The sequence below is a fragment of the Catenulispora pinistramenti genome (assembly GCF_018274385.1).
Lineage (GTDB): Bacteria > Actinomycetota > Actinomycetes > Streptomycetales > Catenulisporaceae > Catenulispora > Catenulispora pinistramenti.
The window spans coordinates 38,580-50,729 of sequence record NZ_JAAFYZ010000004.1; the positions used below are offsets into that span (position 1 = coordinate 38,580).

Here is a 12,150-nt window from a genome sequence, read left to right on the forward strand (position 1 = left end):
TTTAAGCGCTAGATCCGCACCGCGTCCAAAGCCGCCCGCATCCGCAGCACCCGCCGCTCCAGCCGCCCGACCGGGCCCTCGCGTCCGTTCTGGTCGATCAGCAGCGCGAGGGTGCCCTCGATCGCGCCGAGACGGTTCGACAGTTCGTCCAGCATCCGCGGGGTGACGCCGGCTTGTTCGCGCAGCATCTCCGCCTGCTCCTTGAGCTGGCGGTTCTTGCGATGCAGTTCCGCGAACACGCCGACCTTCGCGCGCAGGACCCAGGGGTCGAACGGCTTCGTCAGGTAGTCCGCGGCGCCGGCGGCGTAGCCGCGCAGTGTCTGGTGCGGGCCGTCGCCGGCGGCGGTCAGGAAGATGATCGGGGTGTCGCGGGAGCGTTCGCGGAGGCGGACGTGGGCCGCCACCTCGAAGCCGTCCATGCCGGGCATGCGGACGTCCAGCAGGATCACCGCGAAGTCCTCGCGCAGCACCGCTCGTAGGGCCTGTTCGCCGGAGGACGCGGTGATCAGTTCGTGGCCCAGGGATCCCAGGATCGACTCCAGCGCCAGCAGGTTCTCCGGGCGGTCGTCGACCAGCAGGATCTTGATGTCGGCGCCGGACGGGGCCGAGGCGCGGTGCGTGTCGTTCACGGGGTGGGGCCTCCTGCTGTGGGCTGGACGCCGGTCTCGGCGTCGAGCCAGCCTCGCATGACGGTCAGCAGATGCGGGGTGTCCACGGGTTTGGTGACGTAGTCCGAGGCCCCGGCCTCGATGGACTTCTCGCGGTCGCCGCGCATGGCCTTGGCGGTCAGCGCGATGATGGGCAGGTTCTTGTAACGGTCGATCTCGCGGATGGCCGCCATGGTGGCGTAGCCGTCCATCTCCGGCATCATCACGTCCATCAGGACCAGCGCCACGTCGTCCGCGCGTTCCAGGGCCTCCAGGCCCGCGCGGCCGTTCTCGGCGTTCAGGACCGAGCAGCCGTGTTGTTCCAGGACCGAGGTGAGGGCGAAGACGTTGCGGATGTCGTCGTCGACGATGAGGATCTTCTCGCCGTCGAAGGTGATGTCTGAACCGGCCGCGTAGAGCTCTGTAGAGGGCAGGTAGAGGTCCGGCTGCGGGCCCTGCGAGGGGATCAGCGGCAGGGTCGGGGACGGTTCGGCGGCCAGGATCGCGGGCGGGATCGGGCTGGTGCCGTAGCCCAGGCTGGCCGTGCTGCCGAAGACCGCGCCGCCGTCCGGGCCGACCGCGTGCGGCAGGAACAGGGTGAAGGTCGAGCCGCGGCCGCGTTGGCTTTCGGCGCGGATGGCGCCGCCGAGGAGCTTGGCGATCTCCCGGCTGATGGACAGGCCCAGGCCGGTGCCGCCGTAGCGGCGGGAGGTGGTGCCGTCCTCCTGTTGGAAGGCCTCGAAGACGGTCTGGATCTTGTCGTCCACGATGCCGATGCCGGTGTCGGACACGGCGAAGGACACCGCGCGTCCCAGCGAGACCTCGTTGCTGTCCTCCGGGCCGCCCAGGAGGATGTCGTCGGCGGTGTCCACGACCAGCTCCACGTGCCCGGTCTCGGTGAACTTCACCGAGTTCGACAGCAGGTTGCGAAGGACCTGCTGCAGCCGCTGCTCGTCGGTGAACAGGTGCGCCGGGACCGAGGGGTGGACGCGCACCCGCAGGTCCAGGCCCTTCTGCTCGGTCTGCGGGCGGAAGGTGGCCTCGACGTAGTCCACCAGCTGGCTGACCGCTATCCGGGCCGGCTGCACGTCCATCCGGCCGGCCTCGATCTTGCTCAGGTCCAGGATGTCGTTGATCAGCTGGAGCAGGTCGCTGCCCGCGCCGTGGATGGTCTCGGCGTACTCGACCTGCCGTTCGGTCAGGTTGCCCTCGGCGTTGTCGGCCATCAGCCGGGCCAGGATCAGCAGGCTGTTCAGCGGGGTGCGCAGCTCGTGCGACATGTTCGCCAGGAACTCGGACTTGTACCGCGAGGACATGGTGAGCTGGTTCGCACGCTCCTCCAGCTCCTGCCGCGCCTGTTCGATCTCGGAGTTCTTGACCTCGATGTCCTGGTTCTGCCGGGCCAGCAGCTCGGCCTTCTCCTCCAGTTCGGCGTTGGAGCGCCGCAGTTCCTTCTGCTGGTTCTGCAGCTCGTCGGTACGGGCCTTGAGTTCGTCGGCCAGCCGGCGGGACTCCCCGAGCAGTTCCTCGGTGCGGGTGTTGGCGGTGATGGTGTTGACGGTCACGCCGACCATCTCCATCAGCGATTCCAGCAGCGCCCGGTGCACCTCGTCGAAGCTGTGGAAGCTGGCCAGCTCGATGACCGCCATGACCTCGTTCTCGAACAGCACCGGCAGCACCGCGATCGAGGACGGCGGCGCCGAGCCCAGGCCGGAGGAGATGCGGATGTAGTCCACCGGGGCGTGCTGGATCATGATCGGCTTGCGTTCCACCGCGGCCTGCCCGATCAGGCCCTGGCCCAGCCGGAAGCGCGAGGTGACGTCGGGGGACTCGCGGTCCACGCCGTAGGACGCGATCAGGTTCAGCACCTTCGTGCCGGATTCCTTGCGGGCCAGGTAGAAGGCCCCGTACTGGGCGTTCACCAGCGGGGTCAGCTCGCTCATGATCATCGCGGAGACCGCGTCCAGGTCGCGCTGGCCCTGCATCATGCCGCTCATCCGGGCCAGGTTGGTGTTCAGCCAGTCCTGCTGGTCGTTCCGGCGCGTGGTCTCGCGCAGGTTGCCGATCATCTGGTTGATGTTGTTCTTCAGGTCGGCGACCTCGCCCTTGGTCTCGACCGTGATCAGCCGGGTCAGGTCGCCGGCGGTGACCGCGGTGGCCACCTCGGCGATCGCCCGGACCTGGGTGGTCAGGTTGGAGGCGAGTTCGTTCACCGACTCGGTGAGGCGCTGCCAGGTCCCCGAGACGTCCTCGACCGTGGCCTGGCCGCCGAGTTTGCCCTCGGTGCCGACCTCGCGGGCGACGCGGGTGACCTCGGAGGCGAACGCCGAGAGCCGGTCGACCATGGTGTTCAGCGTGGTCTTCAGCTCCAGGATCTCCCCGCGCGCCTCGACGTCGATCCGCCGGGTCAGGTCGCCGTTCGCGACCGCGGTGGTCACCTGCGCGATGTTGCGGACCTGGCTGGTCAGGTTGTTCGCCATCGCGTTGACGTTGTCGGTCAGGTCCTTCCAGGTGCCGGCCACGCCGCGCACCGTGGCCTGGCCGCCGAGCTTGCCCTCGGTGCCGACCTCGCGGGCCACGCGGGTGACCTCGTCGGCGAAGGTGCCGAGCCGGTCCACCATCTTGTTCAGCGTGGTCTTCAGTTCCAGGATCTCGCCGCGGGCGTCGACGGTGATGGTCTGCGTCAGGTCGCCGGAGGCCACCGCGGTGGCCACCTGGGCGATGTTGCGCACCTGGGTGGTCAGGTTGTCGGCCATGGAGTTCACCGAGTCGGTGAGGTCCTTCCAGGTGCCGGCCACGCCGGGCACGCGGGCCTGGCCGCCCAGCCGGCCCTCCGTGCCGACTTCCAGCGACACCCGGGTGACCTCGTCGGCGAACCCCGAGAGCTGGTCCACCATCGTGTTGATGGTGTCCTTCAGCTCCAGCATCTCGCCGGCCACCTCGACGGTGATCTTCTGGGTCAGGTCGCCCTGCGCCACCGCGGTGGTCACTCCCGCTATGTCCCGGACCTGAGCCGTCAGGTTGCGGGCCGCGGAGTTCACCGAGTCGGTGATGTCGCGCCAGATCCCCTCTGCGTGCGCAACCGTGGCCTGGCCGCCGAGCCGGCCCTCGGTGCCCAGTTCGCGCGCCACCCGGATCACCTCGGAGGCGAACCCGGACAGCTGGCCGACCATCGCGTCGATGGTCTGGGCGAGTTCGGCCACCGGGCCGTCGACGATGTCCCCGGACAGCGCGATCTTGCGCGACAGGTCGCCTCGGGCCACCGCCTGGGCCACCTCCAGGATCGCTCCGAGCTGGCGGTCCAGCTCGGCGTCCGCCCTGGCATCCGATTGCAGCGTCATCGCCGCGCCTCCTTGACGTGGGCGGCGGCCTGCACCGGGTGCGCGACGCTGAATGGCTCCGGCGTGCTCGTGGAGTCACCCGACGTGCGGCGGCTGCCGCCCGGTGTTCTCTCGTTCTGACACAGTCTGGCAGATCGTTCGGGCGGAAACGGATGAACCATACGATTAGCCCGCGCAGACGCCCCGGCCGGGTTAGGCTCGAAGGCGATGGCCCAGCGCACCCCCCGTACGTCTCTTCCCCGAGACCGCCCCGAAGAAGCGGTCCGGCTCACCTTGCTTTCCCAAGCCGGCGAACTGCTCACCGGCACCCTGGACCGGCGCCGCCTCGCGGCCCTTGCCGCCCAGCTCATCGTGCCCAGGCTGGCCGACTGGGTGGCAATCTATCCCGCCGCGGATCACTCGAACGTGTCATCCGCATGGACGCCGGAACACATTTGGCACCGGGAAGAGCGCAGGTTGGACGCCTTGGGCGTGGCGCTGAAGAACTGGCAGCCGCCGCTGCCCGGCGACAGTGGCAGGACTCACATCCCGGGGATCGGTCAGAACGACTGGCCGGTCCCGGTCGCCTCCCCCTACGGCCAGGCGCTGCCGATCCCGCTCACCGCGCGCGGCGTGTCACTGGGCACCCTGGTCCTGGGCGGGCCCGGCAAGGGCGGTTTCGCCGGGCCCATGCTGCCGCTGGCGGTCGAGCTGGCGGCCCGGATCGCGGCGGCGCTGGACAACGCCCGGCAGTACGCCGAACAAGTGGAGATCATCCGAGGGCTGCAACGCTCGCTGCTGCCGCCCTCGCTGCCCACGGTGGGCGGCCTGGACATCGGCGTGGTCTACGAGGCCGCCTCCAACAGCGACGGCGTGCACGTCGGCGGCGACTTCTACGACGTGTTCCCGATCAGCCGGAAGGTCTGGGGCTTCGCGGTCGGCGACGTCTGCGGCACCGGTCCGGAGGCCGCCGCGCTGACCGGCCTGGCCCGGCACTCGCTGCGGCTGCTGGCCCGCGAGGGCCGCTCGCCGGTCTCGGTGGTCGAGCGGCTGAACCAGGCGGTCCTGGAAGAGGGCGAACTCGCCGGCGACGCCGGGCGGTTCATCACCCTGCTGTACGGCGAGGTCGAACCCCGGCCCGACGGCTCGGCGCAGCTGGTGATGGTCTGCGCCGGCCACCCGCTGCCGCTGATCCTGCGCCAGGACGGCAGCGTCCGCGCCGCCGCGAACCCGCAGCCGCTGCTCGGCGTCCTGCCGGATCCGACGCTGTACGCCGAGGACGTGGAACTCGGCGTCGGCGAGGTGCTGCTGGTCTACACCGACGGCGCCAGCGAGCGCCGCAACGGCCGGCAGATGCTGGGCGACGAGGGCGTGGCCGCGGCGCTGTCCGGCTGCTCGGGGATGACCGCGCCGGGGGTGGTGGCGCGGGTGCGGCAGGCGGTCGTGGACTTCGGGGACTCCGGGACGCGGGACGACCTGGCGCTGTTGGCCCTGCGGGCTTACAAGGGCTGAGGGAGCAAGGGCTGGCAAGAGCTAGCAAGGGCTGAGGAAGCAAGCGATTCGGCCCGGACACACAGGTGCGGTCCCGAGCCGGGGGGAACGTTCGGGACCGCTGCCGGCCTGAGCCGGCTATCTATAGGACGCCTGCGAGCCACGGTTGGGTTGTGTTACGACAGGCCCTTGACATCCGGACCGCTCAGGGCGGCGGCGAGGGCGGCGGCGGTCCACGGGACCGGCTTCAGCGCGGCGCCGGCGGTGTAATCCGGCCCCTTCGGCAGGCTCAGCATCGGTACCGGCTCGCCGTGGTCGTAGACGATGGCCGGGGCGGCGGCGATGACCACTGTCGAACCGTTGGGGAAGGTCCGGGCGGCCACCGTCATCGACTCGGCGCCGGCATCCAGCGAGTGCGTGGTGTCGATGAACGAACCGTCGCTCTGGCGCTGCTTCTCACAGGGCGACCAGTTCTTCGGGGCGCCGTCGGGCGACGTCTCGAACAGCCCGCCGCCCAGGCCGCACGGCGCGGTCGATGCCGGAGTGTCGGGCCCGACCTGCGGATCCAGCAGCTTGATGGTCACCAACCCTACGGGTTTCGACGGGTCGGAACCGTGTCCGTCCAGGGATGGCTTGGTGACGCCCTGCGGAACCCAGTAACCGGTGCCGCCGATCTCCACGGCGTGCACGCCGGCCGGCAGCGTTCCGACGTCGAAGGGACCGGTGCCGCCCTCGGCCTGGATCCGGGCCCGGGTCGGATCCAGACCGAGCAGGATGTGGTCGATCGTGGTGGCGGCGGCTGCCGGGTACATCTGGGTGTGGGTCCGGCTGGCACCGGTGCTGTATGTCCGCGACAGGGTGAGGTACGTGGTGAGGTTCGCGTGCGTCGAGGACGGGTCGCCGGACGCCGACGAGACGGCTTCTGCGCCGCCGCCCGACCCGCCGCCGAGGGTGGTGAAAGCCGTCGCCGAGATCCCCACGATCGCTGCCGCGGCCAGGGTGCCGCTCAGTCGGAGCCGCGTCCGTCGGCTGGCGCTCACGCCTGCCGCCGCCACGGCGTCGGGGACCCAGTGTGGTTCCTGCTGACCGGTCCGCACACGGTCGAAGACACCGCGGGCCCAGTCGTCTTCTTGGATTTCGAGATCTGTCACGGGATCGTCCCTCATATCGAGATCAGGCATATCGAGATCAGTGTTCTGCCGGCGCGGGCTCGAAGACCGTGCCGGCCAGGAGCGGGCGCAGTGCGGCGAGTCCCTTGGCGGCCTGGCTCTTGACGGTGCCCGCGGCGCACCCCAAGATCCCGGCCGTCTCCTGCACGCTCAGGTCCTCCCAGTAACGCAGGACCAGGACCGCACGCTGCCGGGGCGGGATCCGGCGCAGCGCCGCGACCAGCACGTCGCGGTCCTCGCTGGGCTCGGTGCCCGGCGCCTGGAGATCCGGCAGGTACTCGGCCGGGGTCTCCCGCCGCCACTTCAGGCGGCGGGTGTCGAGGTAGGCGTGAAAGAGCGTCGTGCGCAGGTAGGCGTCGAAGGAGTCCTGGCGCCGGATCCGGCGCCAGTGCAGATGGACCTTGACGAACACGGTCTGGACCAGGTCCTCTGCCAGGTGCCAGTCTCCGGACATCAAGTAGGCGGTGCGCCGGAGCGCGCCGCCTTTGGCGGCGACGAGTTCGGCGAACTCCGCCTCGTAGGACTTGTCCATCCCCCACCTCTTCCTGTACCTGCGCTGGCAGGAGTTATACGGAAGTCGGGGGCGGTTGGGTTGCCCGGCTCAGCGCCTGGTGTAGGCCAGCTGCGAGACCCCGATGTAGCCCGAGGCGAATCCGGCCTCGCAGTAGGCCAGGTAGAACCGCCAGGTCCGGCGGAACACCTCGTCGAAGCCGAGCGCGGCGACCCGCGGCCACTGCTCCTCGAACCGGTGCCGCCACGCGCGCAGGGTGCGGGCGTAGTCGAGGCCGAAGTCGCGGCGGGCGGCCAGCCGCAGGCCCGCGGTGCCGGCGGCGTAGTCGAGTTCGGGGATCGACGGGATCAGGCCGCCGGGGAAGATGTACTTGTGGATCCAGGAGTACGAGTCCTGGGTGGCGAGCATCCGGTGGTGCGCCATGGTGATGGCCTGGATCGCGACCCGGCCGCCGGGGGCCAGATTGCGCTCGATGGCCTGGAAGTAGTCCGGCAGATACCGGCGGCCGACCGCCTCGATCATCTCCACCGAGACCACTGCGTCGAACATTTGTTCCTCGGCTACCTCGCGGTAGTCGGCCAGGCGCACCTCGATCCGGTCGGACAGGCCGGCCGCGGCGATGCGCCTGCGGGCCAGTTCCCGCTGTTCCTCCGAAAGGGTCACGGTCAGCACCGTGGCACCGCGCTCGCCGGCCGCCTTGATCGCCAGCGAACCCCAGCCGGAGCCGATCTCCAGCACCCGCGTGCCCTTGCGGACCCCGGCCGCGTCCAGCATCGCGTCGATCTTGCGGAGCTGGGCGGCGTGCAGGTCGCCGGGGCCGTCGGCGTCCGCGACCGGGTCGAACAGCGCCGAGGAGTAGGTCATCGAGGGGTCGAGGAAGGCCTCGAACATTTCGTTGGACAGGTCGTAGTGCGCGTGCGCGTTGTGCCGCGCCCCGTGCTCGTCGCCGTCGTGCTCGCGCGGGACGTGGTCGGCCGCCAGCCCGCGCAGCTTCTGCAGCGGCCTGGGGATCAGGCCCTCCAGCCGGGAGGCCAGCTCGGTCAGCAGCGCTACCAGCTCGTCGCCGGTGGCGGTGTCCCAGGCGCCGGTCTGATACGCCTCGCCGAAGCCGATCAGGCCGTCGGCGCCCAGCCGGTTCAGGAACTCCTTCGGCCGCCGGACGCGCAGCACGGGGCCGCCGCCTCCGGGCACCCCGGCGCCGGCCAGGGCCAGCCCGTTCGGGGCGACCACGGTCACCGGGATTTCCTTCAGTGCGTGAGTGAAAAGTCGGCGCGCTATGCGCGCCCGGACCGGACGGTCCGGGACCCGGGCCAGGTCCGGCCAGCGGGCGGTGTCGATCAGCGGGATCGGCGGGTGCGTCATGGTTCTCGCTCCGAGATGGTGATCTGTCTCTGAACGCCTTCAGTAACGTAACACGCTCTTGATCGTTAAGCGCGGACTCGCCCGGCGGGGGTCAGGACCCGTTGTAAGCCCTCGGGCGCGGCCGCTTGGAAGGCCTCGGCGATCACCTCGGCGTAGCGGGGCGGCCGGGCTCCGGCCTCGTCCGCGGCGCCGTTCTGATCGAGGAGACACGTATAACTGAATGCCAGGACCAGCCGATTCCAATCCCGGGCGCGGGAAAGAAGTGTGTGGCCCGAGCCCGGCAGGACGATCCGCGCCACGTCGTGGCCCTCGGCCCGGGCGCGCGCGGCGTACTCGAAGGACGAGCGCGGCGACGTGACGTGATCGCGGGTTCCGTGCGCGAGCAGCAGACGCCGCCCGGCCAGCTGCCCGGTGGGCTCCTCTGCCGGCAGCCAGGGCGCCAGCCCCAGCACGCCGACCACGCCGGGCGCGTCCGCGGCGTTCACCACGGCCCGGCCGCCGAGCGAGTGCCCGGCCAGTACCAACGGCACGTCGCCGTACCGCTCGGCCAACCGCGTGACGGCCCATCGCACATCCGGCACCGGAGCGCTCTCGGCCCCGTTCCACCCCTGATACCGGAAGCACATCGTGTGCACCGCGACCCCGCGCCCGGCCAGCACCGGGGCCACGGCGCGCGCGATCATCCGCACCCGGGTCACCGGCCCGCCCCGCCGCCGCGGCGCCTGGTGCGAAAGCTCTTTGCCGCCGTGCGTCAACAGCAGGACGCCGACCACCTTGTCCGGGAGCTGATGGACCGGCGGGTCGAGGCGGGGTTCGGATTCCCTGCTCACGGGAGCGAGGGTACCGCTGAAAGGTTCGCGTTGCTAAGCATCATCTCAACGGGCGGGTGAACGAGGGCCGTCGGTGCGGGGCTGATACCCGCGCTGTCGGCTGATCCGATCGAAGCACGGCGACACTCCCGCGAGCGAAAACCCCGAAGCCCGTCGGAGCCGAAGCTCCGACGGGCTCCGAACCGGGACCGGGCGGTCGACCTCACGCTGCCTTGCGCTGGTCTCCCGCGGCCTCGGCGAACTCGTCGCGCGGGCGCTCGATGGAGCCCAGGCCGACGGCCTCGCGGCGGAAGAACAGGGCCAGCGTCCAGTCGGCGATGACGCGGATCTTGCGGTTGAAGGTGGGGACCCGGCTCATGTGGTACGTGCGGTGCATGAACCAGGCCGGCCAGCCGCGCAGCCGGATGTTGTAGACGTCGGCGACGCCCTTGTGCAGGCCGAGGGAGGCCACCGAGCCGACGTGCTTGTGCTTGTACTCGCGGGGCTCGAAGCCGCGGACGGCCGCCACCACGTTGTCCGCCAGCTGCTTGGCCTGCCGGACCGCGTGCTGCGCCGACGGGGAGCACCACTTGCCGGGGTTGGCCAGGTCCGGGACCTGCGCGCCGTCGCCGGCCGCCCAGACGTTGGTGAAGCCCTCGACCAGCAGGGTCGGGTCGGCCTTGACGTGGCCGCGCTCGCCCAGCGGGACGCCGAACTTCTGCACCACCGGGTTCGGCTTGACGCCGGCGGTCCACACGATCGTGGAGGCCACCATCTTGGTGCCGTCCGACAGCTGCACCCGGCGGTTGACGCAGGACTCCAGGAAGGTGTTCAGCTTGACCTGGATTCCGCGCTTCTCCAGCTCGTGCACGGTGTACTCGCCGAGCGCCGGCCGCACCTCGGGCAGGATGCGCCCGGAGCCCTCGACCATCACCCAGCGCATGTCCTCCGGCTGGATGTTGGGGTAGATCTTGCAGGCGTCGCGGGCCATGTCCTCCAGCTCGGCGATGGCCTCGATGCCGGCGAAGCCGCCGCCGATGAAGACGAAGGTGAGCGCGCGGCGGCGGATCTTCTCGTCCTTGGTGGTGGCCGCGATGTCCATCTGGCCCAGGACGTGGTTGCGCAGCGCTATGGCCTCTTCGATCTGCTTGAAGCCGATGCCGTTCTCGGCCAGCCCGGGGATCGGCAGGGTGCGCGCGATCGAGCCGACCGCGATCACCACCTGGTCGAACTCCAGCTCGTAGGGGTCGCCGGCGATCGGCTCGATCGAGGCCACCTTGCGCTCGTGGTCGATGTCGGTGACCCGGGCGGTGAGCACCTCGGCGCGCTTGAGCACCGAGCGCAGCGGCACCACGACGTGCCGCGGGGACAGGGAGCCGGCCGCCGCTTCGGGCAGGAACGGCTGGTAGGTCATGTACGAACGCGGGTCGACGACCGTGACCAGCGCTTCGTCCTTGCCGAGCTTCTTGAGAATGCGGTGCGCCGTGTACATCCCGACGTACCCGCCGCCAACGATCAGAATCCGAGGGATCGCCTTGCCGTTCCCGCTCGCCTTGCCCACTTTGATGCTCGCCTCCGCCGCCTAGTCCAAGGCCGCCGTCTCGACGCTCGATCTTCTTACTTTTCAAGCGTAGAGACGTTCAGAGCGTGCCCGGTGCGACGTGTGTTAACGGCAGATGTCGGCGGGAAGATTTGGGCGCATTTGGCGCCAGATGTGCCGGTGACGCTGGTCACATTGTGAGGAACATTACAGCTGCTCAGACACAGTGTCAGGTACTGAGACACATTCGACGTCGCGTAGAAGAATGCGTTCGACGAAGTGTAGAAGAAAACGCCGCCCGGGTAATACGAGCGGCGTTTCCCGTTGGTTCCCGCCCCGGGCTCAGTTCCCGAACGGCTGGATCTGCTGGTCCGCCTGCGCGATGAAGGACTGGTCCATCGTCAGCGCCCAGCGCGGGTCCGCCACGATCGCGTAGAGCTGGTCGTCGGTCAGCGGGCCGTTGCTCCACTCCACGACGTTGATCTGGAGGTGGTCCGGCCGTTCGATGGTGATCGAGTTGTTGTGCGTCTTCGGGCCGTTGGCCGGCTCGCCGGTGCCGTGGACGACATAGACGATCGTCCCGTCGGAGAGCGTGCCCGCCGCGCAGTAGTCCGTCTCGTACATCGGATTGCAGGTCGACTGCAGGTGGTGGCCGTCCAACTCACTCTTGTTCACCGAGACCGAGAACCTGGTCGTCCCCCGCGGCGTGCTCCAGCTCAGGGTGGTGTTCGCGTTGGTGCCGGGGGGTTCGGCGCCGCCGCCGAACCCGGACGCCGAGCCGGGCCCGGTCTTGCGCAGGTCGTCCCGCAGGATCCAGGCGACGGCCTGCCCGTCCGCGGTCGCCGGGTCGGTCGGGGTCCCGGTCGCGGTCGGGGGCTTCCAGGAGGCCGGGATCGAGCCGATCACGGTGTTCGGGCCCGACGTCGAGGAGCCGGGGTTCGTCGGCGGCTGGGACTGCGGGGTCCGCGCCGGTGGCGTGGCCCCGGCTGGCGTCGGGCCGGCGGCCGTCGTGACCGGAGCGGACTGCGCGGCCGGTGTACCGCTAGGGCCGCCGGCGTTCACCGAGTGCGACCCGCCGGAGGCGAACCCGCCGCCCAGCGCGACCGCCCCGGCGGCCACCCCGGCCACCGCCGCGGCGCCGCCGACCATGCCGAACAGCCTTTCGCGGCGCCGGATCCGGCGGCCGTGGGTCAGCGCCTCGCCGGCCAGACCGCCGAGCGGCGGCGGTCGCAGACCGGCCAGCTCGTCCTCGATCCGGTCGCGGATGTTGTCTTCAGACGTCATGAGGATTCTCCAATCGC

At 70.2% G+C, this 12,150-nt stretch carries 8 protein-coding genes and 1 pseudogene; 1 reads left to right on the forward strand and 8 read right to left on the reverse strand.

From position 1 onward, the window contains the following. Positions 1 to 8 precede the first annotated feature (8 nt). Entirely contained in the window at positions 9 to 629 is a 621-nt protein-coding gene (locus KGQ19_RS01780) for a response regulator (RefSeq protein ID WP_194896514.1), read from the reverse strand. Then, positions 626 to 3,952 (reverse strand): annotated as a pseudogene (locus KGQ19_RS01785) (HAMP domain-containing protein); the annotation flags it as partial. The pseudogene KGQ19_RS01785 and the gene KGQ19_RS01780, both read right to left, overlap by 4 nt. Positions 3,953 to 4,195: 243 nt before the next feature. On the opposite strand from KGQ19_RS01785, the gene KGQ19_RS01790 reads away from it, so the two are divergent. Beyond that, positions 4,196 to 5,479, forward strand: coding sequence for a PP2C family protein-serine/threonine phosphatase (locus KGQ19_RS01790; protein ID WP_212007258.1), 1,284 nt, complete (start codon positions 4,196 to 4,198; stop codon positions 5,477 to 5,479). A 155-nt stretch (positions 5,480 to 5,634) separates the two neighbouring features. On the opposite strand, the gene KGQ19_RS01795 is transcribed toward KGQ19_RS01790, so the two are convergent. From KGQ19_RS01795 to KGQ19_RS01820, 6 genes are all read right to left on the reverse strand, one after another. Further along, positions 5,635 to 6,609 carry a hypothetical protein gene (locus KGQ19_RS01795; protein ID WP_212007259.1) on the reverse strand — a complete coding sequence of 325 codons (975 nt, stop codon included), beginning with the start codon at positions 6,607 to 6,609 and terminating at the stop codon, positions 5,635 to 5,637. Positions 6,610 to 6,646: 37 nt separating this feature from the next. Beyond that, the gene (locus KGQ19_RS01800; protein ID WP_212007260.1) at positions 6,647 to 7,159 is read right to left on the reverse strand and encodes a SigE family RNA polymerase sigma factor; all 513 of its coding nucleotides are present in this window, start codon (positions 7,157 to 7,159) and stop codon (positions 6,647 to 6,649) included. Positions 7,160 to 7,228: 69 nt separating this feature from the next. Then, complete coding sequence (locus tag KGQ19_RS01805; protein ID WP_212007261.1) at positions 7,229 to 8,500, reverse strand: SAM-dependent methyltransferase; 1,272 nt, start codon at positions 8,498 to 8,500, stop codon at positions 7,229 to 7,231. Positions 8,501 to 8,565: 65 nt separating this feature from the next. Beyond that, positions 8,566 to 9,330 carry a hypothetical protein gene (locus tag KGQ19_RS01810; RefSeq protein WP_212007262.1) on the reverse strand — a complete coding sequence of 255 codons (765 nt, stop codon included), beginning with the start codon at positions 9,328 to 9,330 and terminating at the stop codon, positions 8,566 to 8,568. 202 nt (positions 9,331 to 9,532) lie between these two features. Then, positions 9,533 to 10,870, reverse strand: coding sequence for an NAD(P)/FAD-dependent oxidoreductase (locus KGQ19_RS01815; protein ID WP_212007263.1), 1,338 nt, complete (start codon positions 10,868 to 10,870; stop codon positions 9,533 to 9,535). A gap of 321 nt (positions 10,871 to 11,191) precedes the next feature. Then, complete coding sequence (locus tag KGQ19_RS01820; protein ID WP_212007264.1) at positions 11,192 to 12,133, reverse strand: hypothetical protein; 942 nt, start codon at positions 12,131 to 12,133, stop codon at positions 11,192 to 11,194. Between the last annotated feature and the right edge of the window lie 17 nt (positions 12,134 to 12,150).